General features: G+C 38.6%; 25 protein-coding genes. 15 read left to right on the top strand and 10 right to left on the bottom strand.

The window, feature by feature from the left end:
* Positions 1-49: 49 nt before the first annotated feature.
* The 4 genes from PYW42_RS13630 (at position 50) to PYW42_RS13615 (ending at position 3,751) form a co-directional block, all read left to right on the top strand.
* Positions 50-517, top strand: coding sequence for a Dps family protein (locus tag PYW42_RS13630; RefSeq protein WP_002354782.1), 468 nt, complete (start codon positions 50-52; stop codon positions 515-517).
* Between the two features lie 236 nt (positions 518-753).
* Positions 754-1,182 (top strand): 50S ribosomal protein L13, encoded by a 429-nt coding sequence (rplM, locus tag PYW42_RS13625; protein WP_048670019.1) that lies wholly within the window; start codon positions 754-756, stop codon positions 1,180-1,182.
* A gap of 13 nt (positions 1,183-1,195) precedes the next feature.
* Positions 1,196-1,588 (top strand): 30S ribosomal protein S9, encoded by a 393-nt coding sequence (rpsI, locus tag PYW42_RS13620; protein ID WP_002354786.1) that lies wholly within the window; start codon positions 1,196-1,198, stop codon positions 1,586-1,588.
* Positions 1,589-2,581: 993 nt separating this feature from the next.
* Positions 2,582-3,751 (top strand): hypothetical protein, encoded by a 1,170-nt coding sequence (locus PYW42_RS13615; RefSeq protein WP_010816210.1) that lies wholly within the window; start codon positions 2,582-2,584, stop codon positions 3,749-3,751.
* A gap of 191 nt (positions 3,752-3,942) precedes the next feature.
* Here the strand turns inward: PYW42_RS13615 and PYW42_RS13610 are convergent, their stop codons facing one another.
* The 5 genes from PYW42_RS13610 to PYW42_RS13590 form a co-directional block, all read right to left on the bottom strand.
* Entirely contained in the window at positions 3,943-6,462 is a 2,520-nt protein-coding gene (locus PYW42_RS13610) for a sigma 54-interacting transcriptional regulator (protein ID WP_275063414.1), read from the bottom strand.
* Between the two features lie 147 nt (positions 6,463-6,609).
* Complete coding sequence (locus PYW42_RS13605; protein ID WP_002360964.1) at positions 6,610-7,437, bottom strand: PTS system mannose/fructose/sorbose family transporter subunit IID; 828 nt, start codon at positions 7,435-7,437, stop codon at positions 6,610-6,612.
* Positions 7,434-8,249 (bottom strand): PTS mannose/fructose/sorbose/N-acetylgalactosamine transporter subunit IIC, encoded by an 816-nt coding sequence (locus tag PYW42_RS13600; protein ID WP_002365419.1) that lies wholly within the window; start codon positions 8,247-8,249, stop codon positions 7,434-7,436. Before PYW42_RS13600 ends, PYW42_RS13605 begins: the two co-directional genes overlap by 4 nt.
* A 24-nt stretch (positions 8,250-8,273) precedes the next feature.
* A complete protein-coding gene (locus PYW42_RS13595) occupies positions 8,274-8,765 on the bottom strand; it encodes a PTS system mannose/fructose/N-acetylgalactosamine-transporter subunit IIB (RefSeq protein ID WP_002354800.1) in 492 nt (163 codons plus the stop codon).
* A 12-nt stretch (positions 8,766-8,777) separates the two neighbouring features.
* Complete coding sequence (locus PYW42_RS13590) at positions 8,778-9,197, bottom strand: PTS sugar transporter subunit IIA (RefSeq protein WP_002411247.1); 420 nt, start codon at positions 9,195-9,197, stop codon at positions 8,778-8,780.
* Between the two features lie 257 nt (positions 9,198-9,454).
* On the opposite strand from PYW42_RS13590, the gene PYW42_RS13585 reads away from it, so the two are divergent.
* From PYW42_RS13585 to PYW42_RS13575, 3 genes are all read left to right on the top strand, one after another.
* Entirely contained in the window at positions 9,455-10,390 is a 936-nt protein-coding gene (locus PYW42_RS13585; protein WP_002354809.1) for an ABC transporter ATP-binding protein, read from the top strand.
* Entirely contained in the window at positions 10,383-11,153 is a 771-nt protein-coding gene (locus tag PYW42_RS13580) for an ABC transporter permease (RefSeq protein WP_002354811.1), read from the top strand. Before PYW42_RS13585 ends, PYW42_RS13580 begins: the two co-directional genes overlap by 8 nt.
* A 187-nt stretch (positions 11,154-11,340) precedes the next feature.
* Positions 11,341-12,315 (top strand): tRNA dihydrouridine synthase, encoded by a 975-nt coding sequence (locus tag PYW42_RS13575; RefSeq protein ID WP_002413934.1) that lies wholly within the window; start codon positions 11,341-11,343, stop codon positions 12,313-12,315.
* A 199-nt stretch (positions 12,316-12,514) separates the two neighbouring features.
* On the opposite strand, the gene PYW42_RS13570 is transcribed toward PYW42_RS13575, so the two are convergent.
* From PYW42_RS13570 to rpsN, 5 genes are all read right to left on the bottom strand, one after another.
* The gene (locus PYW42_RS13570) at positions 12,515-14,050 is read right to left on the bottom strand and encodes a metal ABC transporter solute-binding protein, Zn/Mn family (RefSeq protein WP_002411248.1); all 1,536 of its coding nucleotides are present in this window, start codon (positions 14,048-14,050) and stop codon (positions 12,515-12,517) included.
* 20 nt (positions 14,051-14,070) lie between these two features.
* Complete coding sequence (locus tag PYW42_RS13565) at positions 14,071-14,193, bottom strand: putative metal homeostasis protein (protein WP_002411249.1); 123 nt, start codon at positions 14,191-14,193, stop codon at positions 14,071-14,073.
* 34 nt (positions 14,194-14,227) lie between these two features.
* On the bottom strand, positions 14,228-15,202 hold the full coding sequence (locus tag PYW42_RS13560; protein ID WP_002387409.1) for a CobW family GTP-binding protein: 975 nt from the start codon (positions 15,200-15,202) through the stop codon (positions 14,228-14,230).
* Between the two features lie 15 nt (positions 15,203-15,217).
* Positions 15,218-15,367: a 50S ribosomal protein L33 gene (rpmG, locus tag PYW42_RS13555; protein WP_002354818.1), complete on the bottom strand. Its 150-nt coding sequence runs from the start codon at positions 15,365-15,367 to the stop codon at positions 15,218-15,220.
* 110 nt (positions 15,368-15,477) lie between these two features.
* Positions 15,478-15,747 carry a 30S ribosomal protein S14 gene (gene rpsN / locus PYW42_RS13550; protein WP_002354822.1) on the bottom strand — a complete coding sequence of 90 codons (270 nt, stop codon included), beginning with the start codon at positions 15,745-15,747 and terminating at the stop codon, positions 15,478-15,480.
* A 200-nt stretch (positions 15,748-15,947) separates the two neighbouring features.
* On the opposite strand from rpsN, the gene PYW42_RS13545 reads away from it, so the two are divergent.
* The 8 genes from PYW42_RS13545 (at position 15,948) to lrgB (ending at position 22,750) form a co-directional block, all read left to right on the top strand.
* Complete coding sequence (locus PYW42_RS13545; protein ID WP_002401676.1) at positions 15,948-16,346, top strand: OsmC family protein; 399 nt, start codon at positions 15,948-15,950, stop codon at positions 16,344-16,346.
* Positions 16,347-16,707: 361 nt separating this feature from the next.
* On the top strand, positions 16,708-17,430 hold the full coding sequence (locus PYW42_RS13540) for a methionine ABC transporter ATP-binding protein (protein WP_002354824.1): 723 nt from the start codon (positions 16,708-16,710) through the stop codon (positions 17,428-17,430).
* Positions 17,427-18,098 (top strand): methionine ABC transporter permease, encoded by a 672-nt coding sequence (locus PYW42_RS13535; protein WP_002354825.1) that lies wholly within the window; start codon positions 17,427-17,429, stop codon positions 18,096-18,098. Before PYW42_RS13540 ends, PYW42_RS13535 begins: the two co-directional genes overlap by 4 nt.
* A 12-nt stretch (positions 18,099-18,110) precedes the next feature.
* Positions 18,111-18,929: a MetQ/NlpA family ABC transporter substrate-binding protein gene (locus PYW42_RS13530; protein WP_002354826.1), complete on the top strand. Its 819-nt coding sequence runs from the start codon at positions 18,111-18,113 to the stop codon at positions 18,927-18,929.
* Between the two features lie 91 nt (positions 18,930-19,020).
* Positions 19,021-20,790, top strand: a complete 1,770-nt coding sequence (locus PYW42_RS13525; protein ID WP_010816209.1) for a sensor histidine kinase — start codon at positions 19,021-19,023, stop codon at positions 20,788-20,790.
* Positions 20,771-21,499, top strand: a complete 729-nt coding sequence (locus PYW42_RS13520) for a LytR/AlgR family response regulator transcription factor (RefSeq protein ID WP_002354828.1) — start codon at positions 20,771-20,773, stop codon at positions 21,497-21,499. Before PYW42_RS13525 ends, PYW42_RS13520 begins: the two co-directional genes overlap by 20 nt.
* Positions 21,500-21,650: 151 nt before the next feature.
* Entirely contained in the window at positions 21,651-22,070 is a 420-nt protein-coding gene (gene lrgA, locus PYW42_RS13515; protein ID WP_002354829.1) for an antiholin-like murein hydrolase modulator LrgA, read from the top strand.
* Positions 22,067-22,750 carry an antiholin-like protein LrgB gene (lrgB, locus tag PYW42_RS13510; RefSeq protein ID WP_002365411.1) on the top strand — a complete coding sequence of 228 codons (684 nt, stop codon included), beginning with the start codon at positions 22,067-22,069 and terminating at the stop codon, positions 22,748-22,750. Before lrgA ends, lrgB begins: the two co-directional genes overlap by 4 nt.
* The last annotated feature ends 84 nt before the right edge of the window (positions 22,751-22,834 follow it).

Here is a 22,834-nt window from a genome sequence, read left to right as displayed (position 1 = left end):
TCATATTACACTAAGAGTGTAGAAATAATATTTAGGAGGATGACAAAGAATGAAATTTGAAAAAACAAAAGAAATTTTGAACCAACTCGTTGCAGATTTAAGCCAATTTTCCGTGGTAATTCATCAAACACATTGGTATATGCGTGGACCTGAATTTTTAACACTTCACCCACAAATGGATGAATACATGGATCAAATCAATGAGCAATTAGATGTTGTTTCAGAACGTTTAATCACATTGGACGGCTCTCCATTCTCAACATTGCGTGAATTCGCAGAAAATACAAAAATTGAAGATGAAATTGGTAACTGGGACCGCACCATTCCAGAACGTATGGAAAAATTAGTAGCAGGCTACCGTTACTTAGCAGACCTTTACGCAAAAGGAATCGAAGTTTCTGGTGAAGAAGGCGACGACTGCACACAAGACATTTTCATCGCAAACAAAACAGACATCGAAAAAAATATTTGGATGTTACAAGCCAAACTTGGCAAAGCGCCTGGTATTGACGCATAATTTAAAACAACTCCCAAAGCCGCTGACGTTGACGTTGGCGGTTTTTTTCTGTTTAAAAGGCACAAAAAAATAAGTGAAAATCTATTTTCTGAAAGCGCAGAAAAACATTGACTTTATCAGTGATTGAAGGTAAAATATTAAATGGTATTGTTTGCCCCACAATGAGCCCCGGAAACTCAAGTGTATGTCAAACATCGAAAACAAAATTGGAGGAAAGAAACGTGCGTACAACATATATGGCCAAAGCTGGCGAAGTAGAACGTAAATGGTACGTAGTAGATGCAACAGATGTTCCTTTAGGACGTCTATCAGCAGTTGTTGCTTCTGTACTACGTGGTAAAAATAAACCAACATTCACACCACATGTGGATACTGGAGATTTCGTAATCGTAATTAACGCTGATAAAGTAAAATTAACAGGTAAAAAAGCTACAGACAAAATTTACTACCGTCACTCAATGTATCCTGGAGGATTAAAATCAGTGACTGCTGGTGAATTACGCGACAAAAACTCTCGCCGTCTTATCGAAACTTCTGTAAAAGGTATGCTACCTAAAAACACTTTAGGACGTAAACAATTTACTAAATTGAACGTATACGGTGGAGCTGAGCATCCACATGCTGCACAACAACCAGAAGTATTAGATATCACGAACTTAATTTAAGGAGGGAAATTCATTGGCACAAGTACAATATAGCGGCACAGGCCGTCGTAAAAATGCAGTTGCCCGCGTACGCTTAGTACCAGGTACTGGTAAAATTACTGTAAACAAAAAAGACGTAGAAGAATATATTCCACATGCTGACTTGCGTGAAGTTATCAACCAACCATTTGGCGTAACTGAAACAAAAGGCGCTTACGATGTAATCGTAAACGTAAACGGTGGTGGCTATGCTGGACAATCAGGAGCTATCCGTCACGGAATCGCTCGTGCATTGTTACAAGTAGATCCTGACTTCCGTTCTGCTTTAAAACGCGCTGGGTTACTTACTCGTGACGCACGTATGGTTGAACGTAAAAAACCAGGTCTTAAGAAAGCCCGTAAAGCTTCACAGTTCTCAAAACGTTAATATATCTTATATGTAAATGTTCCAAGACACCTTCTATTTTTTTGAAGGTGTTTTTTTGATTTATTTACGAGTATTTTAATTTTGAGGGAATAATTAGGAGTAGTTCTTTACCATTTTTGCTTCGATGCAGACTAAGACTTAGCTTTTATATTTTTTGTTTATTCAAGATAATTATATGATTTCAACTTGCTTGTTTGACTACTTTTCATACAACTTTTTTTATTTGAGTTTTTCATTGATCAACTTAGTAGGAAAGCTATAGGTTTTTTTCGGATGTTTTTTAAGAATTGTATATTTCGTGAATTGATTGGTATAGATAACTAGTTTCATAAAGTTTTTGTAAGGTTTAATGTTGTTTCCTTCATATTCGAAAACTCAAATAATTTGTGTAGCATTTAGTAAATCATAACTAGTATGTTAAATTTTTTTGTACCTAAGTAGAAAAGAGTTTTAAATAGGAAGGATGATTCAGTTCTTTCTAGTTTTGTTGTTTTACCTAGTTTTATAGACTTACTTAGACGAGAAGTGGTATTATAAAGTATTGAGAACTGGAAGTGAACAAATAGATGATATATTCAAATGAACCACAGATAGAAATCTAATAACTTCGTTTAGACAGAAAAATGATACAAGAAGCTTTTTTTTGAATTGTTTGCCTTTTAGATAAGGATTAGTATGATTTAAAGTGTAAATATGGTCTAACAATTACCAATCTATAGAATTTAGAGTGACTGGTCAAGAATGTAGAAAAATTTTGTTCGATAATTGCAAATTATAAAGTCAAAATACAAAGAGTGTATGACTGTCTTTGAGAATTTGCTAAACACTTTGGCCTAAGAGATAAATTAAGAATATTATGAACTCGTTTGGAAAGAATCATGAAACTGGTAGGGATCTGTTGAGAAGGCAGAGGTTATTCTTCATGTGCAAAAGATACTTAGATATTACGGACACAACAGATATGACGCTTTATCTTTAAAAGGAGTTGAAAAAATGTTTGATTATATAAGGAAAGATCCTGAGCAATTCATTACGATATTTACAGTTCTTAGTGCGCTATTGCTAAATTTGCTAGGGTTTAGCGATGAAGACGTAAGAAAGAAAAAATTGAGAATAATTTTATTAAGCTATACAATTATATTTATGTTAGTTCTTAGTGCAGGAGAAAATGTAACGTTTTTTATGTTTCTTTTGAATGTCAGCCTTTTTTTATTTGGTGGATTGATATATAGTGCAAATATGGATCAAGATTTAGAAAAAGAATTGAATTTACTTCAATTTTTTATATACAATTCAAGTGCATGGTTTTTACTAGTTCAAAATTATGTAATATTAATTGAAACAATAGTTCTTTTTATCTTAATACCAATAGTAAGAGCTTTTAATTTCAATTCATTTATGACTAAAGTAATACTTAGTGTTTTTTCGTTGATAGCATGCTTTATACAATATTTTTCGGTAATTAAAGATTATTTCGATTTGAAAAGTTTTAGTGTGGTATTAAAAGAATTAAATAAGAATAGAGAAGTCACCTTGAATATGGAACATCCAAAACCTGATAATAGCAATTTAAACATTCTCAAAAATAATCAAAAAAAACTTTTGTCCTTTGTGCTATATTGTGAAGATAAAAATTTTTTTGAAAGTAAGAGTAATACCATTAGTTTTGTTGACTTAAAAATGAAATGGGAAAAGCCCTCAATATTTAAGGATAAGATCACTCTTGATATTGAATCGAAAAAAAGAAAATATTTTAGAGGTTATTCAACAATTGAGCAACAATTGATAAGACAGTTTTCAATGGCACCTTATTCTTATAGATATACTATCAGAAGAAAATTATTCAATGATTGGGTATACACTCCACTATTCTGTAAAGCAATTTGTAATAGAAAATCAAGAGTATATGGAAAAAAGAAAAAAAGAATAGCTCGAAAAGAACTAATGTGGAATTTAAAGTATATATTTTTAATACAGTATTTCACCATCATTTTGAAAACACCTAGTAATTTAAAAGAGTTAATTGAAGAAATGTCAAAGCAGTCAAGAGTGTCTGTAGAGGTGTATGAAAAAATGTATACTATTTTTAAAGATTCAGATGAGGTTAATTATTATATTGAACAAATTGAAGAAAATGCTTCAAGAAAATTTAATTTTTATTAATGAATAATTAGTTTAAGATTTACTGTTACTTTTTAGATATGTGATTATACGATTTCAAGACACTTTCTCGTTGTGAGAAAGTGTCTTTTTTGTATGTATTGAAAAAGTGGGCCATAAGTCGAAATGACTTATGGCCCACTAGCTATATTTTAAGGTAATCATCTGAACAAAAGAGACTCTTCCTATAACTCTCACCGAGAAGACAAAATTTCATAAATCACATAGAGTTCCCAGTTGGAAATCTCTATTCGATAAAACTGTTCTAGAGTATAGAAAATGTTTTTAGCATTTTGGAAAAATGGTTTTTGGTTAATGGTTAGTTCCTCTAGGTTAGCAGGGATTTCATAGTCTTCAACGCCGAGCATTGTCCGCTCTACCATGAGCGCGTTGTGCATCATTAAGTTAAATTTCATTTTGCCGCTGTGTGTGAGGTCGAAGCGTTTTTCAATGTTTTTTGTAACGTTTTCGACTTGTTTAATAATGACGTCAGGATTTAGAAATTCTAGTTTTTCTGACAAGCCTTCTTTCGAGAAGAAGTGAACAAATTCGTTAATCATGCTATCAATGTTATTGGGATGCATCAAGTTTTGGAAAGGTTCCATCAACTGGGTTCCTGCATCTTCGTCTAACATGTCTAAGAGATTCACGCTAGCAACATTCGTATGATTGTCTAAGTAGGACGTCGTCAAAATGAGCGAGGTTTCTTTTAAATAATTTTCTTCGGCGTTGGCAATGTCTAACGTGTTTACCAAATCTTTGTATTTTAGAGTAATGACTTTAATATCAGTATACAGGTATTTTTGACAGATTTGTTTGATTTGCTTGGCAATATCCAGACCTGAAATACTAGAGACAATGATATTTTTTTCCACTGAAAAGCCTTCAAAGTACTGTACATCGGTTTTAAATTTTTTTTCAGCGGTTTTAGCAATACCATAGAAAAGTTGTTCGTTCATTAATTGATGACCAATTTCCAACGCATAGGCAGTGGTCAGGTTGTTGATCACCAAAAGTTCTCCAAGAATTTGCGGTTTCAAACTTTTATAAAGTTGTGTCAGGGAACCCATATCGACGAGCATAATGACGCCTTGTGATGTGTCCCGCTGAGAAAGCCAGTCTTTAACTTCGGCGACGATATCTCGGACGGAGGAGGTTAAGGGCATGTTAATCGCATCGAAAATATAGATACCACATAATTTGTTGGCAACGGCTTGAATACTTGTGGCAGTCGATTCACCATGCGCCACGAGGAGCGCTTGGTAAGGAATCGTTTCAGAAATTTCTCCGCTAAGTAATACAGATAAGAGTACCTCTGTCAAGAAACGGTATTCTTCTGGCAGCGGACTGACTAAGTTTTTCACGAGGGAAACCGTTCGCGGATAGTGTTCTTTTAACTGTGCTTGGACTGGAAGGAGCATTGTTTCGTTAAATGTTGGCGGTAAAATTTTCAGCAATTTGGCAACATCTTTCATCGGTTTTTCAGTTTGTTCAGGTTGGTTAATAATTAGTTTGTTTTTGGTTTGGACTTCCGTGACTAGGTTTTGTAAAAAATAATCATTTTCTAAGGTTATTTCATCGTCTAAACAATATTTAATGAATTGTGTCAGTTCAGTTTTTAAGTGGGCCAGTGTTTTTTCTTTTGTAAATAAAGCTTCAAATGTTGCGAAAATATCGGAAGAAAGTGTGTCTTCTTCTAACACTTCTTTGTCTAAAGGAATCGTAATCATTGGTTGAGTCGCATCGCCAATGACGACGGGTTGATTGGGCAAAGTTTTTCGTAATTGCGACGCGCAAAGGAGCTGCACTTTGTTGGATAAACTTCCCACGTTGCCAGGTTCGTCATTTTCTAATAATGCCGTAAAGATTTCTTCGTCCACGTTGATGTCTTTGGTCATTCGTTTCGCTTCTCGGTGGAATAAGTTTTTCAAAATCGCAATCCGTTCTCGAATGGGGCGCTCTTTGAAGTTCGGAAGTGAGACGATTACGGAAATTCGGCGATAAAAGGTTGGTAATAAGACTTTTTTCGGGTTTTCGGTGGTCGCAAATAGTAGCCGGACCTTGGAATGCACCATTTTTCCTTCTTCACCAATAGGGCGGAAGGTCCCTGTATCCATAAACTGAAAGAGTTTTTCTTGGTTTTCGTTGGATAATCGATGTACTTCATCTAAAAAGAGTACGGAATTATTAGCTTGGGCCAAGAGTCCTTGTTTTTCTGATTCAGCCCCAGTGAATGCGCCTTTGGTATGGCCGAAGAGAATGGATGATAGCAATTCGGGATTGTTGGCATAATCGGCACAGTTAAAGGTGTAGAATTTTTCCAGGCCAATGATTTGTTCGTTTTTTAGATACTCATAAATCAGTTTTGCAAAAAAGCTTTTGCCGACGCCACTGGCTCCATGGATTAATAAAGGCATACCCAATGGGGGATACAACATAGCGGCTTTGCATTGTTCGATGGCTTTTTTGGCGCTGCCTTGGCTACCGATGTATTGTCGAAACACATCGGTCGTGGGGGTTGTTGCACGGGTTAATTGCCAATAAACGGGTTTTTTTCCCGTTTGTTGGACTTCACCTTTTTCCAATAATTTATTTAAGTATAAGCTGGTTACCGAGCGGCTTAATTGAATTTTTGTGGCAATTTCTTGTGTGCTCATCGGGGTGTTGCTGGTTTCTAAAATATCAACTAAGTGTTGGTAGGTCTCCAAGCGCATGATTCATCGTCCTTCCAAAAGAGAGGTCGGGAAAGGGGTTGCTTCTGTTCCCGCCGTTTATCAGCTTTTAAGCCTGAGATAAAAATCACTTTGGATTTTTGTCTCAGGCTCTAAGTGTTTAATAATTAAATGTTTATTGTTTCAATTTTAACAGATGCCTAGTAATCCTAGCAAGATGCCTAAGAACATGATGCCAAACATCACTACGTTAACATTGACTTTTTTGCGTAATAGCCAGAAAGCAAGTAATGTCACGGCTAATGGTACGATACCGACGAATAGTTGATCCAAATAGTCTTGGATTTTAACTACGTCTTCGCTTCCTTTAACGGAAACTTCAAGAATCGTTTTGAATTTTACATTCGAAGCAGTCATACTGCCCATCATCATTAAGCCTAGCATACTCGATACTTTTGTGAGTATCTTCATTCCGCCTGATTCGTACATTTTTTGGATAAAACTTTCACCGATTGAGTAGCCGCTATACAACGCATAATAGTGAATCAGGAACGCAGGAACGTTGTATAAAAGTAAGAAGACAATCGCCCCTAATGGCGAACCAGTGCTGGCTAATGAAATCCCAATACCTGCAGCAATAACACGTAAGATGCCCCAGAAGAAGGAATCACCGATGCCTGAAAGTGGCCCCATTAGTGAGGCTTTAACCGCTGTAATAGAGCTAGCATCAAAGTTTTCGTCTTCACTGTTTTGTTTTTCCATCGAAGCAACGAGCCCCATGATGAAGTTATTGATATGCATGGTTGCATTGAACCAAGTGGTGTGACGCACCAATGCCTCGGCCCGTTCTTCCTTGGTTTTATAAAAACGATTGATAACTGGGAGTAAAGTGTACATGACACCCACTGCGTGGTATTGTGTAGCTCCTGTCCGGCTAGCATTCATCGTCCAAGAACGCCAGAAAACAGAGCGCATCATTTTTTTCTCTTCTTTAGATAAATTCTCTTTTAACTTCATGCGAAAAAGTCCTCCTCTTCGATTTCTTTCGCGCTGCCTTCAACCGCAGAAGACGCCGCAGGTTTTCTTTTTAGAATGTCGCGAAATTCTACATCCCGTTGGGCACTCACGACACAAATTACTGTCCCGATGACCGCTACCGCAACGGCTGGTAATTGTAGGTACGCGGTTAAAACAAAGCCTAAAATGTAAAAGACGGCTAATTTATTATCCCATAACAGTTTCATTAACATAGCAAACCCAACGGCAGGTAAAAGCCCGCCAGCTGCGCTTAAGCCGTTCATCAAATTTTGTGGAATGCTTTCAACAAACAGATTTACTGGCCCGCTTCCTGCTAAAATTCCGATAAATGAAATCGAAGCGATGATTAAATAATAAATAATCCACGTTCCGTAATGCAGTGTCACAACCATTTTTTGGTTGCCTTCACGTGCTGCTTTGTCAAGAGAAGGAGCAAAGATATTCATAAAGACATTTTTTAAAAACATCACCACGAAAGCGGCTAACATCCCAATTGGTACGGCTAACGTCATGGCGGCTTTTTGTTCGACATTTGAAATAATTGCAAACGTTGTGGCTAAAGTAGTCGCAGTTACAGGTTCCGCTGCGATAACACCACCGATATTAACATTTCCTAAGAAAATTGCTTCTAAAGAGGCCCCCATTAAGACCCCTGTTTTCATGTCGCCCATTAAAATTCCTGTGACTAATCCAACGACTAAGGGACGTTCCATCATACTTTGACCAGTTAAATAATTCCCAGCAAAACAGATAAATACAGCTAAGGCTGCCATTGTTGCATGCATAAGCATTGTTCATTTCTTCCTTTCTTCCTTTTAATTGACGGCTTGTTTTAGACTTAATTTTGAGTTGGTTGGCAGTACTTGGTTATAGCTTTCCACGTGAGTCAAACTGGCTAATTCTTTGGCAGCTTCTAACTCTTCAGGGTTTAATTGGACACTCGGGAAAACCATTGTTTTGGTGGCTGGATCTGATTTATCAAAGCGGCCAGCGTTGGCAACATTCACACTTTCAATATCTGTCACGTTTTTCGCAATTTTAGTAGCATCCGCTACACTGTTCACAATTACAAAAATTCGTTTGTCTTTGCCACGAGGATCATTAAAGACATCAATCGCATCATCGACTGAGCGAATTAATAGTTTCATGCCATTAGGGACAGCCATTTTTAACGTCATTTGCATTACTTCGTTTTTGGCTGCTTCATCATTCGCTACAACTAATAAGGGGGCATTCAATTCTTTGGTCCAAACTACGGCTACTTGGCCGTGAATTAATCTGTCGTCTACTCGTACTTGTGTAATCATTTTAATTTCCTCCTAAAAAAAGTTTTCTTCTTCATTTGATGGGTTTAATTCAACGAATTGAATTTGTGCTTCAGCAATTGCTGCTTGAATATCTTCTTTGGTTAGCTTTTCGCCTTCTTTTAAGAAAATCAGCGACAAGGCAATGGCTAAGTTGGCATTGGAAATGATAAAAACATTGTCTAGTTTTGTCGTCATGACTTCTTGAACAATTTTTTGATTGACACTACCACCATATAAATCTGTTAAAATAATAGCTTGTTCTTCTGCGCCAAGGGACTGAAGAAACGTTTGAATAATTGGCGTGTAGTCCTCAGGAGTCACATAGGCATTGATGACCGCCAGCTCTTTTCCTTTGTCTGCGAGAATATCCAAGGAACTTTGGAAGCCTTTCGCTAAGTTTCCGTGACTAGCAATTAAAAATTTTCTTTTCATTCTTTTCACCTCACTTTTATATAAAGCAAGTTCTGTGCCAAAAAAAAAGAACTCTAAATCCTTGATTTGAAAAGGTTTTAACGCTCTTGAAACTGTTTAAACAGTTTCAAGTCAAAATAAACACGTTAATCGTTGGCTAGTTTGTTGCTGAAAAATAGCTAAGCAAAACTGTGAAATTTAATCAAAATAACCCCCGTTTTTATCGAGAAGTGTTACAATAATACTCATGAATATTTATACATTAAGGAGAGTTACGAATGACTGATGCTCTTGTGATACAAGATTTACGCAAAGTGTACGCTTCAGGTGTTGAAGCGTTGCGGGGGATTGATTTAACAGTCGAAGAAGGCGATTTTTATGCTCTTTTGGGACCGAATGGCGCAGGAAAATCAACGACGATTGGGATTGTGACCTCGTTAGTTAATAAGACTTCGGGGAAAGTCAAAATTTTTGGGTATGATTTAGATACGGAGATGGTGCGGGCGAAGCAACAGATTGGGTTAGTGCCGCAGGAGTTTAACTTCAATCCGTTTGAAACGGTCCAGCAGATTGTGGTCAATCAAGCGGGCTATTATGGGGTGTCTCGTAAAGAAGCCATGAAACGGAGTGAAAAGTATTTAAAACAATCCAATTTATGGGAAAAACGGAACGAACGGGCGCGAATGCTTTCTGGCGGAATGAAACGTCGCTTGATGATTGCTCGCGCGCTGATGCATGAGCCGAAGTTATTGATTTTAGATGAACCAACTGCAGGTGTCGATATTGAATTGCGCCGTGAAATGTGGGCCTTTTTACAAGAGTTAAATGCGCAGGGAACCACGATTATTTTGACGACCCATTACTTAGAAGAAGCTGAGATGTTGTGTCGCAACATTGGGATTATTCAGTCTGGTGAATTGATTGAAAACACCAGCATGAAGCACTTGTTAGCAAAATTACAATTTGAAACGTTTATTTTTGATTTAGCACCTTATACGCAGGCGCCTGTTATTGAAGGCTATCAAAGCGTATTTGAGGACGAGTTAACGTTAGCGGTGGAAGTGGAACGAAACCAAGGTGTCAATCACTTGTTTGAACAGCTAAGTCAACAAGGAATCAAAGTTTTGTCAATGCGGAATAAGTCCAACCGTTTGGAAGAGCTCTTCTTGAAGATTACCGAGGATACGTACCAAAGGGAGGATCAACATGTTTAGTCTGTATTTTACTGCTTTAAAAAGTTTAGCTGTGAAGGAAACCAACCGTTATTTACGGATTTGGGTCCAAACACTGGTACCGCCAGTAATTACGACGTCCTTATATTTTGTGATTTTTGGGAAAATGATTGGCGGGAGAATTGGCGACATGGGCGGTTTTTCTTATATGGAATTTATCGTGCCAGGTTTAATTATGATGTCAGCCATTACAAGCTCGTACGCCAATGTTTCATCTTCCTTTTTCTCACAAAAATTCCAGAAAAATATCGAAGAAATTCTTGTGGCGCCAGTTCCAACTCATGTGATTATTTGGGGATTTGTGATTGGTGGCGTTGGTCGTAGTATTTTGGTCGGTGCGTTAGTCACCATCATTTCTCTATTTTTTGTGCCATTGCACGTTGTTTCTTGGCTGATGGTCATCATGACTTTATTGATGACAGCGATTCTTTTTTCTTTAGCTGGTTTGTTAAATGGTATTTTTGCGCAATCCTATGATGATGTATCGATTGTGCCGACCTTTGTGTTACAGCCTTTAACCTATTTGGGTGGGGTTTTCTATGCCATTTCCATGTTGCCGCCATTTTGGCAAGCTGTCTCAAAAGTTAATCCGATTGTTTACATGATTTCTGGGTTCCGCTACGGTTTCCTAGGGGTTCAAGATGTGCCAATTGGTATTTCTATGACCATTTTAATCTTATTTATTGTCGTTTTATATGGCATTTGTTGGTACCTTGTAGAAACAGGGCGTGGCTTACGTAGTTAAGCCGTAAAAAGATTAAACTGTCTGAATCACTCATTCTAGCGAGCAGATTCAGACAGTTTTCTTGTTTCTAAGTATGCTTTTTTGATTCTTCGTGCATTTCCCTGTATAATAGCAATGTTTCGCACCAGAATATGTCGACAAGTTGTCGTTGAAAATAAAGAAAAAATCAGAAACGGAGTATATGAAGATGAGCAAGAATTTTTGGGCAACATTGCCAAAGCCCTTTTTTGTTTTAGCACCGATGGAAGACGTCACTGATGTGGTCTTTCGTCATGTCGTGAAAGAAGCTGGGGCACCAGATGTGTTTTTTACAGAGTTTACTAATTCAGATAGTTATTGTCATCCTGAAGGAAAAGATAGTGTACGCGGGCGCCTCGTTTTTACAGAAGATGAACAGCCGATGGTGGCACATATTTGGGGGGATAAACCGGAATTTTTCCGTGAAATGAGTATCGGCGTAGCGGAGATGGGCTTTCAAGGATTAGATATAAATATGGGCTGTCCTGTGCCTAACGTGGCTGAGCGTGGAAAAGGCAGCGGGCTGATTTTGCGCCCAGAAGTCGCGGCTGAATTGATTGACGCCGCCAAAGCAGGTGGCTTACCTGTTAGTGTCAAAACACGCATTGGGTTTACTGAAATGGCGGAAATGGAGGCGTGGATCACGCATTTATTAGAGCAAGACATTGCGAATCTATCCATTCATTTGCGAACACGAAAAGAGATGAGTAAAGTGGATGCCCATTGGGAGGTCATTCCGCAAATTATGGCTATTCGGGACCGTGTCGCACCGCAAACGACAATTACGATTAATGGGGATATTCCCGATCGTCAAAAGGGCCTAGAATTAGCAGAACAATATGGTGTAGATGGCATCATGATTGGTCGGGGGATTTTTAAAAATCCTTATGCCTTTGAAAAAGAACCCAAAACACATACGCCACAAGAATTGCTGGGCTTGCTACGTTTACAATTGGATTTGCAAGACAAATATGCAGAATTGGTGCCTCGTTCCATCGTTGGGCTGCATCGCTTCTTTAAAATTTATGTCAAAGGCTTTCCAGGTGCCAGTGATTTAAGAGCACAATTAATGAATACAAAATCAACGGATGAAGTGCGCCAGTTGTTAGCGACGTTTGAAGCAGAACATGGTGTGCTTGACTAAATAAAAAAAGAGAGGAGCGTGGGACAAAAATCACTTTGGATTTTTGCTCCACGCTCAAAAACTGATAAACGGCGGGAACAGAAGCAACTCCTTCGGAAATAAGCCGAAATTCTCCAAAAATTAAAGAACAATTTTCGGAAATTTCTTCTTATTTCTCGGAGTTAAACACTTCTGTCCCGACCTCCTCTCTTTTGAATGCTTAATGCGCAATCATTTCTTGGGCAATTTCTTGTTTGCTTAAGTCGTTTGGATAATACGTTGGCCAGTTGTCCATTTCATTGAACAGACTTTCTTGGCTATCGCCGCCGAAGAAGATGTGGAAATGAGCGGCTTTCGTTGGTGCGATGTTGTGGTCGCTAAATTGGACGTATTTAAACCGCCCAGCATTGGCATCGTCTGTTTCAAAAAGGAAACGGACGCCACGGTTGCCTTTTGCATAGTTTAAAATTTTATAACCGGCTGCTTTATAGGTGAATTTTTGTGGTTTGCCATTGACCAGAAATTCAATGGTGGAATCAGTGATGTTGATGTGGTCGACATCGGTTTGATAGCCGGCATCATAGTAGGTTTTGTATTCGGCTGGTGTTTTATCTTTTTTCAGTTTCGCTTTGTAATCGAAGACTTGGTCTAATGTACCATCTTTTAATAAAGGATAGACGGATTGCCAATTTCCAGCGTAATCTGTCAGTGTTCTCTCAGCCACCTCACTGTCTTTGAAATAGCCGTTAGCCACGGTTTTTTCTGTTTTTTCAGAGGTTTCTGGCTGAACCTCTTTCCCAGCTGTATCTGTTGTTTTTTTCAAAGCAGTTAAGTTTTCTTTCATTACAGAAAGATAATCTTCGCCATTGTCCATTTGTTTTTGTGTCAAACTTTCTAGCGGGTTTAGGACTTCCAATTGAACATTTGCTTCGTCAGCTAACGTTTTAGCAATTTTATCGTTGGCATTTTTTTCAAAATAAATATAGCGAATTTGATTGTCTGTGACATATTTTTTCAACTCTGCCAAGCGCCCTGCAGTGGGCTCTTGTTCAGGTGTTAAACCAGCTATTGGCACTTGTTTTAAGCCGTAATCTAAGGCAAGATAACCAAATGCAGCATGTTGGGTAACAAAACTTTTTTGCTTAGCGTCTTTCAAAGCTGTTTGGAACTCTTTGTCTAAGGCTGTTAATTTTGTTAAGTATTTTTCTGCGTTTGTTTCAAATGTTTTGGCTTTTTTAGGGTAAAGTTTGACTAATTGTTCTTTGATGTTTGTGACTTCTTGGATGGCACGATGGGGCGAAACCCAAGTATGCGGATCTAATTCATGGTGGTGGCCTTCTTCGCCGTGTTCGTGGTCATGGTCGTGTCCGTCTTCGTCACTGCCAGGAAGTAAGACCATGTTTTCGGTACCTTTAATGACGTTCGGGGCTCCTTTTTTCCAGCCTTTAGCAGCTTTTGGTACCCAAGATTCCATATTTTCATTGTGGTAAATGAAAACATCCGCATCATGGATGGTAGCCATATCTTTGGCGGATGGTTCATAATCGTGTGGTTCAGAACCAGCAGGGATTAACAATTTGACGTCTCCTTCATCGCCTACAATATTTTTAGTGAAATCGTACATAGGATAAAAAGTCGTGACAATGGATAGTTTTTCTTTGCCGTCAGCGGTTTTATCAGAGGTGTTTGTTTTGCCGCAAGCGCCGAAAAGGATTAGCGATAAGGCGGCTAACAGGGGAAGAGTAAATTTTTTCATAGGTGTGCTCCTTTAGTGAATTACGCAATTTTCTTTTGTTTATTGCGCTTATGTTCGTTAATGATTTTAAGTGCGCGTTTTCGTGTTTTGATGTTGGGACTTTTCAGTCGACGATAAGCGCTAGATAAGTCAGTTTTTTCCATTATATATAGGACCTCCATTTCGTAAAAAATTAATTTACGGAGTAGCTATTTTGTTGAGGGTTTGAAAGGTTTCTTGAATTTTTTTTGTCTCTAATTCTTTGCCAATCAGAACAATTGTCGTTTCTTGAGGGGGTTGATTCGTCATTTGAAAGGCCACTTGCTGGTTGACGCCTTGCATGGCAATGGCCAAGTCATGCTCCTGTAAGGCGAGAATCCCTTTGAAACGGTATAACTTTTCCTGATGCGTATACATTAACCAATCAAGCCAACGAGTGAAAAGAGGTTCGTTGATGGCTGAGGACGCCGTTAGCGTGAGGGAGTGAAAGGTATGGTGATGATGCTCGTGGGCGTGCTCATGCGGGGAATGAGTCATTTCGTGTTCTGTAAGTGTTGCCGTAAACTTATTTAATTGAAAAAAGTCACTAGCCAAAAGAGGCTCGTTGGCTTGAAAGGATAAAATATCAGCAAAAGGATTAATGGTACGAAGGGTTTCTTGGAACGTTGGTAGCTGAGTGCTGTCTGCTGGTTCCTTGACAGAAAAAAAGAGGCGATCTGCTAAGGCCAGTTGTTTGATGGCTTCGGCTTCTTGAAGCTGTTGTTGCCAATGATGCCCATCAACGACCGTTAAGAGACTGTCTATATAGAAATGATTTTTGATGTGCGGGGTCGTTAAAATTGTTTGAATGATTGGTTGCGGATCAGCAATGCCCGTTGTTTCTAAAATGACTTGGGCAATGGGTTGTTGTTCTTCTTGATACACTTCTAAGATTGCTGATAAAGAGGCAAGAAGATCTCCTCGTAAGCTGCAGCACATGCAACCGTTATTTAATTGAATAATTCGTTCCGTGGTTTGTAAAAGTAATGCGTGGTCAACGCCTGTTTGACCAAATTCATTTTCAATAATAATAATTTCTTCTTTAGGAAACGGTGATTGCGCAAGCGCATGGTTAATTAAGGTTGTTTTTCCTGCGCCTAAAAAGCCAGAAACAATGGTGATTGGAATGCCCATCAAGTTTTCCTCCTGTTATTTGACTTCAGTGAAAAGTGCGCGGCGCCGTAGTTTTGGTGAATATTTTTTCAGCTGTAATTTTTCTGGTGTATTTCGTTTGTTTTTACTTGTTAAGTAAAGGCGCTCGCCAGTTTCAGCGCAAGCTAACGTAATGGTTTGGCGCATAGTGCCGTCCTCCAATTTGATTTTTTTAATTGCGTATAAAAGATAAAGGGGGCTGCGAGGTCAGCCCAAAGGCGACTGTCCTCGCTAGTTGTCTTTATCGAAATAATGAGTTACCAGCTTGCTTTTTTGACGCCAGGAATCAAGCCTTGGTGAGCCAATTCACGGAAACGAATCCGAGACATGCCAAATTTACGCATGTAGCCACGTGGGCGCCCATCTGTTTGATCGCGGAGTTTTAAGCGACTTGGATGAGCATCTTTTGGCAATTTGCTAAGACCTTCATAATCGCCAGCTTCTTTTAAGGCTTGGCGAATAGGCGCATATTTTGCAATCATTGCTTGTTGTTTTTTTGCTTTAGCAATTTTTGATTTTTTAGCCATAAGGCACTTCCTTTCTTTTTGGATTTATAAAATCTAAATCGTAATGGTTACGATTTGAACGGAAGTATATTATCAGGTGTTACGTTGTTTGTCAAGTGAGAATTTTGTTTTTTTTAGGACTTGCTAAGTTGAGAAGTTAGAAATGTTTGTTTTAGCGCTGTTTTGTAGTATCTTTTAAGAAAGAGTAAAAAGGAGTGAAGATGGCAATGGTAGAACGTTTGACGATTATTCGTGGTGTGGAAAAATTTGAATTACAAACGAAAACAGCGCACTGGGTGTTAGCAAAAGAAGAGGGATATTCGCCAGTTCAAATGCTCGTTTCGGCAATTGGCGCTTGTGGGGGATACGTGTATCAATCCGTTTTGGAAAATTCGCACATTCCCTTTGAGTTTGAAAAAATAGAAGTCACGTATTCAAGAGAAGTAGAGAGACGCGCACAACCATTAAAACAGGTGACGATTCTCTTTTATGTGTCTGTTCCAGAAGACTTTCAAGCACGGGCGACACGGTGTTTGAAGCTTGTCTCCCCAAACTGTCCAGTGATTCAATCATTGGCTGAAAGAATTACTGTCGAAGAAACAGTTGTATTTAAAAAGTAAACTATTAGAGACATTATCGTTACGAGCGCTTTTCCTTTTTTGGATGCCTCGTTTCTGAGAATGTCTTTTTTTAGAGGAGCGTGGGGAAATAGCTGTAGAAACAGGAAATTTTTAATTCATTTGTACAAAATAATACAGGCAAAAAACAGATAGTGTTTTTTTCACAAATAAAAAGGTTGCTTTTTTTTCTGTTTTAGTAGATGATGTAAGTAGTTACATCTCTGATATAACGCTGTTTTTCGAAACGTATGTTATTTTTTAATTCGTAATAGTTTTTTTAAATCGTTTCACAGAATTACTTTAATTGTTATACAGTTTTTTTAGTTGTTATAGTTTGTTTGTCGGCCTTTAGGAGGTAATCATGATTGAGTTAGTGAATGTGTCGAAAGTCTATCAAGAGACACACGCGTTAAAAAATATTCACTTTTCTGTCCAACCAGGAGAAATCGTTGGGATTGTTGGGAAAAGTGGCTCTGGCAAGTCCACGTTGTTACGTTTGTTGAATTTAATGGAACAACCGAGTGAAGGGGAGATTCGTATTGATGGCAGAAATGTTCAAACCTTCTCTAAAAAAGAAGTTCGCCAGCAGCAACAACAAATGGGGATGGTGTTTCAGCATTACAATTTGTTAGAAAATTTGAAAATTTATGATAATGTTGCGTTGCCTTTGAAACTTTTAAAAGAGAAACAGCCTGAAAAAATTGAGCGTTTATTAACGTTTGTTGATATGGCCCATAAGGCAGAAGCGTATCCTGCTCAGCTTTCTGGTGGGGAAAAACAGCGTGTCTCTATTGCTCGAGCGTTGAGCCGTAATCCAAAATGGTTATTATGTGACGAGGCAACGAGTTCATTAGATGAAGAAAATACAGAAAGTGTCGTTCGACTATTACATAAGACGCATCAGGAATTCCGACCGACTATTTTCTTTGTTAGTCACGAATTAGAAACCGTGAAGCGCTTATGTAATCGTATCTTAGTGATGGAAAAAGGTCAGTTAATTGGCGAATTTCTGAATAATCCTCAGCAATATGAGGAAGAACCGCTTTCCTATTTAGAAAAAGTGGAAAGGAGTTTGCGTCCATGACTTTTTCAGAAACCTTTGCCGAATATTGGCCATCTATGCTGATTGGTTTAAAAGAAACAGGGATTATGATGTCGATTTCGATGGCTATCTGTTTGCTTGTTGGCTTGCCTTTAGGCTTAGGACTATTTTTGGCTAATCCGAAAGTCAAAGGACATCAACCTTGGCTATACTGGGTTTTAAATTTCATTGTAACTGTTATTCGCTCGTTTCCTTATTTATTATTTGTGATTGCGTTGATTCCAGTCACTCGTTCTGTTTTAGGAAAGGCGTTTGGCCCAATTCCTTCATCTGTGCCATTGAGTATTGTTGCGATCGCGATTTTTGCTCGCTTGGTTGAACAAGTGCTGTTGGATGTTCCAGAAGAAATTTATTTTTTAGCTAATTCGTTAGGTACCTCGAAAGTCCAATACATTTGGCACTTTTTATTGGTGGAAGCACGTAGCGGATTGGTCCTTGCTTACACAACCACGACAGTGAGTATGGTTTCATATTCCACGGTGATGGGTGTTGTTGGTGGCGGCGGGATTGGCGATTTTGCAGTTCGTGTCGGGTATCAACGGTATGAATACGGTATTATGTATGTTGCCATTGTGATTATGATTGCACTGGTCTTCATTTTACAAATGCTTGGGAACTTCATTGCCCAAAAACTAGACAAAAGAAAGTAGGAGGACAAAAGAATGAAGAAGTTTTATTTAGCAACATTCGCTGTTATTGCAACAGTCATTTTAGCTGCCTGTGGGGGAAATAAACAAGCAGATCAGAAAGAAGACAAGGAGATTACCGTGGCCGTGCAATTGGAATCTTCAAAAGATATCTTGGAGATTGCCAAGAAAGAAGCTGAGAAAAAAGGGTACAAAATTAACATTATGGAAGTGAGCGACAATGTTGCCTACAACGATGCCGTGCAACATGACGAAGCGGATGCTAATTTTGCGCAACATCAACCCTTCATGGAAATGTTTAACAAAGAGAAAAAAGCTGATTTAGTGGCTGTTCAACCGATTTATTATTTTGCTGGTGGTTTCTATTCAAAAGAATATCAAGATGCGAAAGATTTACCTGAAAATGCCAAAGTGGGGATTCCTAGCGATCCAACCAATGAAGGTCGTGCTTTAGCAATTTTAAATGCAAACGGCGTGATTAAATTAAAAGAAGGTGTCGGCTTTAACGGCACGGTGGCAGATGTCGTGGAAAATCCTAAAAACATCACTTTTGAAAGCATTGATTTACTGAATTTAGCTAAAGCCTATGATGAAAAAGACATCGCTATGGTGTTCTGCTACCCAGCCTACTTAGAACCTGCTGGTTTAACAACGAAAGATGCGATTTTGTTAGAAGATGAAGAAGCAAGTAAACATTACGCATTGCAAGTTGTGACACGTAAAGGCGAAAAAGATAGCGAAAAGATCAAGGTTTTAAAAGAAGCGATGACAACAAAAGAAGTTGCTGAATACATCAAGAAAAATTCTAAAGGCGCTAATATTCCTGCGTTTTAATGAATAGAAAAAATGAAGCCTCTTTTTTGAGAAGCTTCATTTTTTTCTTTTCCTTGATTTATAGTATAGTTAATAGGAAGGAGGTGCCGGTGTGGTCGAATTATTTATTTTAATGATGGAACGGGTGGGCTTAATTATTTTACTGGCCTTTCTTTTAGTGAATGTGCCTTATTTTAAGCGTGTTTTATTAAGTCGTGAAAAAATGTCTTCAAAAGTTCAGTTGATTTTGATTTTTGGTTTATTTGCTATTATTTCTAATTTTACAGGTATCGAAATCGCTAAGAATCAGATTGTCCCCAATAATTTACTAACCTATTTAAGCAGCAATGCTTCCATTGCAAATACGCGTACGTTAGTAATTGGCGTTTCTGGATTAGTGGGTGGTCCGATTGTCGGCAGTACGGTTGGTTTAATTGCTGGCTTTCATCGGGTTATTCAAGGCGGGGGGCATAGTTTCTTTTATGTGCCTGCTTCTTTAATTGTTGGCTTAATTGCCGGTTTTTTAGGGAGCCGCATGGCAAAGCAAACCGTTTTTCCGTCTGCCGGCTTTTCTGCCATTGTCGGAGCGTGCATGGAAATGATTCAGATGATTTTTATTTTCTTTTTCAGCGGTGATCTATCGGATGGGGCCACGTTGGTTCGTTTTATTGCGCTGCCGATGATTTTGTTAAATAGCGTAGGAACGTTCATTTTTATGTCGATTCTAACGACGACATTGAAACAAGAAGAGCAGGCCAAAGCGGTTCAGACGCACGATGTTTTGGAATTAGCAGCGGAAACACTGCCATATTTTCGAGAAGGCCTCAATAAAAATTCCAGCAAAAAAGTTGCGGAGATTATTAAGCATTATACAAAAGTCAGTGCGATTAGCATGACAAACAGTCATCAAATTTTAGCTCATGTTGGCGCAGGAAGCGATCATCATATTCCAGAGCTAGAAGTCATTACGGAGCTTTCTCGGGAAGTGTTACGGACGGGCCGAATGACCATCGCACATGCCAAAGAAGAAGTTGGTTGTTCGGACCCTAATTGTCCGTTGCAAGCGGCGATTGTGATTCCATTATTTTCCCATCAGCAAATTGTTGGCACCTTAAAAATGTACTTTACGGATCCAGCGCAATTAACACATGTCGAGGAACAGTTAGCAGAAGGTCTTGGGACAATTTTTTCTTCACAAATTGAATTAGGTGAAGCGGAAGTACAATCAAAATTACTTAAAGAAGCTGAAATTAAATCCTTGCAAGCGCAAGTGAACCCGCATTTCTTCTTTAATGCCATCAATACTATTTCCGCATTAATGCGGAAAGACAGTGAAAAAGCGCGGAAACTATTGCTCCAATTAAGTAAATACTTTCGAGGTAACTTGCAGGGAGCCGTGCAAACTACGATCCCAGTTTCACAAGAACTAGAACAAGTAAAAGCCTATTTGTCATTAGAACAAGCACGGTTTCCGAATCGTTATCAAGTAACATTTGACGTGGAAGAAGCGGTTGCTTCAGAAAAAGTACCGCCGTATGCGATTCAGGTGTTAGTGGAAAATACCATCAAGCATGCATTTGGCAGCCGGAAGGAGAACAATCAAGTTCGGGTAGTGGTCAAAGCAAAACAACATAAATTACATGTGGATGTGTATGACAATGGGCAAGGGATTCCTGAAGAACGCCGCTTGCTATTAGGAAAGACAACAGTGACTTCGGAAAAAGGCTCCGGCACGGCACTGGAAAACTTGTCCCGCAGAATGGCGAACCTTTATGGATCAGAAGGTTGTTTTTTAATTGAAAATTTAGAGACAGGCGGGAGCCATGTTCATTTAGAAATCCCGATGGAACAGGAGGAATTAGATGCACGTATTAATCGTTGATGATGAGCCCTTAGCACGAGAAGAATTGAGCTATCTTGTTTCCCAACATCCGCAAGTGACGAGCGTTGCAGAAGCGGATTCTGTGGCGGAGGCAATGGAAGAGATGATGGATCAAAAGCCAGATTTGTTATTTTTAGATATTCATTTGACCGATGAAAGCGGGTTTGATTTAGCGGAAAAATTAACCCATCTTAAAAAAGCGCCCTACTTGGTCTTTGCAACCGCCTATGATCAATATGCGTTAAAGGCCTTTCAAGTGAATGCAAAAGATTATATTTTGAAACCTTTTGAAGAAGAAAAAATAACACAAGTCATTGAAAAAGCATCGAAAGAAATGGCTCAAGCTGTCCCAGAAAACACTGCTGAAAAAGGACCAAAATCTGAAGCAATACCTATTCAAGGGGAAGACCGCATTTATCTTGTGGCGCCAGAAGATATTTACCTCGTTTCTGTCGAAGAACGGCAACTGAGCATTTTTGTGGATCAACAGGTCTACAAGATGACAGGGACCCTCAACAGTATCGAACAAAAATTACCTGCCACGCTCTTTATTAAAACGCATCGAAGTTTCATCTTGAATCGAACAAAAATTCAAGAAATTCAGCCGTGGTTTAATAACACGTTGCAAGTAATTTTAACCAACGGCTCAAAAGTACCTGTTAGCCGTTCATACGTCAAAGAATTTAAAGAAAAACTTGGCTTAAGTTAAAAAATCACCACTTGAAATGTCGAATGCATTTCAAGTGGTGATTTTTGCATTTGGTGAAGAAATTCTGGCATTTCATGAAAAAAAGCCCTTAAAAAAACGTTTTCTTTATATACTTAACCCATAGAAAACAGACAAAAGGGAGCGAAGAAGAATGGAAAAGAAAGTATATTCATTTTTACAACAAGCAGCAGTTTTTGCCATTATTATGTTAATCGCCAACGGCTTGGCGTTCATTTCCCCAATACCAATGCCTGCTTCAGTAATTGGCATGGTGTTATTGTTCATTGGTTTATGTACAAAAGTTGTTAAATTGGAGCAAGTGGAAGGGCTAGGTAATAGCTTATCAACGGTTATTACATTTTTATTTGTTCCTTCAGGGATTTCCTTAGTTAATTCTTTAGGGATTATGCAACAATTTGGCGTTCAAATTGTTTTTGTTATTTTAGTAGCGACACTAGCGTTACTAGCAACAACTGGTTGGACGGGCGCCTTTTTATTGCATATGAAAGATGCTCGAAAAGAAAAAGAACCCGCAGCAACGAAGAAAGCGAAAGGAGAGGTTCGCGCATGAATCCGTATGTTGGTATTATTATTTCATTAGCTGTATTTGGCATAGGTACTTGGTTGTTTAAAAAAAGCAAAGGTTTCTTCTTATTTACGCCATTATTCGTTGCGATGATTTTAGGCGTTGTCGTTTTAAAAGTAACAGGAATTAGTTACGAGCAATACAATGAAGGTGGCAAATATATCAGCTTCTTTCTAGAGCCTGCGACAGTAGCGTTTGCGATTCCTTTATATAAAAAGAGAGACGTGTTGAAAAAATATTGGTTAGAAATTTTAACGGCGTTAACAATTGGTTCTTTTGGTTCGCTAGTGGCTGTTTATTTTGCAGGAAAAGTGATTGGCATGGATAATCATTTAGTGGCCTCAATCTTACCACAAGCAGCTACAACAGCGATTGCCGTACCTATTTCTCAAACTGTTGGCGGCATTGCTTCCATTACGGCGTTTACTGTAATCTTCAATGGTGTACTAACCTATGCCTTGGGCCGAATTGCATTGAAATGGTTTAAAATTAACAATCCAATCGCCAAAGGTTTAGCTTTAGGTGCGGCCGGACATGCCCTAGGTGTGGCAGTAGGCATTGAAATGGGCGAAACAGAGGCTGCTATGGCTAGTATTTCTGTCGTAGTGGTTGGTGTAGTTACTGTTTTAGTGGTTCCTTTCTTTGCAACGGTCATTGGTCTATAAAAAAGTGGGCTTCCCCACTCTTTTATGAGTAGCTAATTTCTATCAGCTAACAGTCTCTGCTTATTCTGTGAATGCTAGTTATCA

Source organism: Enterococcus faecalis (genome assembly GCF_029024925.1).
GTDB lineage: Bacteria > Bacillota > Bacilli > Lactobacillales > Enterococcaceae > Enterococcus > Enterococcus faecalis.
Note: the sequence above shows the minus strand (reverse complement) of the source record. Positions and strands in the feature narration are given on the sequence as shown.

Excerpts from the sequence above, each read along its gene's own strand:
- PYW42_RS13630 (WP_002354782.1), top strand. The coding sequence starts at position 50 with ATGAAATTTGAAAAAACAAAAGAAATTTTGAACCAACTCGTTGCAGAT.
- rplM (WP_048670019.1), top strand. The coding sequence starts at position 754 with ATGGCCAAAGCTGGCGAAGTAGAACGTAAATGGTACGTAGTAGATGCA.
- PYW42_RS13615 (WP_010816210.1), top strand. The coding sequence starts at position 2,582 with ATGTTTGATTATATAAGGAAAGATCCTGAGCAATTCATTACGATATTT.
- PYW42_RS13610 (WP_275063414.1), bottom strand. The coding sequence starts at position 6,462 with ATGCGCTTGGAGACCTACCAACACTTAGTTGATATTTTAGAAACCAGC.
- PYW42_RS13605 (WP_002360964.1), bottom strand. The coding sequence starts at position 7,437 with ATGAAGTTAAAAGAGAATTTATCTAAAGAAGAGAAAAAAATGATGCGC.
- PYW42_RS13600 (WP_002365419.1), bottom strand. The coding sequence starts at position 8,249 with ATGCTTATGCATGCAACAATGGCAGCCTTAGCTGTATTTATCTGTTTT.
- PYW42_RS13595 (WP_002354800.1), bottom strand. The coding sequence starts at position 8,765 with ATGATTACACAAGTACGAGTAGACGACAGATTAATTCACGGCCAAGTA.
- PYW42_RS13590 (WP_002411247.1), bottom strand. The coding sequence starts at position 9,197 with ATGAAAAGAAAATTTTTAATTGCTAGTCACGGAAACTTAGCGAAAGGC.
- PYW42_RS13585 (WP_002354809.1), top strand. The coding sequence starts at position 9,455 with ATGACTGATGCTCTTGTGATACAAGATTTACGCAAAGTGTACGCTTCA.
- PYW42_RS13580 (WP_002354811.1), top strand. The coding sequence starts at position 10,383 with ATGTTTAGTCTGTATTTTACTGCTTTAAAAAGTTTAGCTGTGAAGGAA.
- PYW42_RS13575 (WP_002413934.1), top strand. The coding sequence starts at position 11,341 with ATGAGCAAGAATTTTTGGGCAACATTGCCAAAGCCCTTTTTTGTTTTA.
- PYW42_RS13570 (WP_002411248.1), bottom strand. The coding sequence starts at position 14,050 with ATGAAAAAATTTACTCTTCCCCTGTTAGCCGCCTTATCGCTAATCCTT.
- PYW42_RS13565 (WP_002411249.1), bottom strand. The coding sequence starts at position 14,193 with ATGGAAAAAACTGACTTATCTAGCGCTTATCGTCGACTGAAAAGTCCC.
- PYW42_RS13560 (WP_002387409.1), bottom strand. The coding sequence starts at position 15,202 with ATGGGCATTCCAATCACCATTGTTTCTGGCTTTTTAGGCGCAGGAAAA.
- rpmG (WP_002354818.1), bottom strand. The coding sequence starts at position 15,367 with ATGCGCCAAACCATTACGTTAGCTTGCGCTGAAACTGGCGAGCGCCTT.
- rpsN (WP_002354822.1), bottom strand. The coding sequence starts at position 15,747 with ATGGCTAAAAAATCAAAAATTGCTAAAGCAAAAAAACAACAAGCAATG.
- PYW42_RS13545 (WP_002401676.1), top strand. The coding sequence starts at position 15,948 with ATGGCAATGGTAGAACGTTTGACGATTATTCGTGGTGTGGAAAAATTT.
- PYW42_RS13540 (WP_002354824.1), top strand. The coding sequence starts at position 16,708 with ATGATTGAGTTAGTGAATGTGTCGAAAGTCTATCAAGAGACACACGCG.
- PYW42_RS13535 (WP_002354825.1), top strand. The coding sequence starts at position 17,427 with ATGACTTTTTCAGAAACCTTTGCCGAATATTGGCCATCTATGCTGATT.
- PYW42_RS13530 (WP_002354826.1), top strand. The coding sequence starts at position 18,111 with ATGAAGAAGTTTTATTTAGCAACATTCGCTGTTATTGCAACAGTCATT.
- PYW42_RS13520 (WP_002354828.1), top strand. The coding sequence starts at position 20,771 with ATGCACGTATTAATCGTTGATGATGAGCCCTTAGCACGAGAAGAATTG.
- lrgA (WP_002354829.1), top strand. The coding sequence starts at position 21,651 with ATGGAAAAGAAAGTATATTCATTTTTACAACAAGCAGCAGTTTTTGCC.
- lrgB (WP_002365411.1), top strand. The coding sequence starts at position 22,067 with ATGAATCCGTATGTTGGTATTATTATTTCATTAGCTGTATTTGGCATA.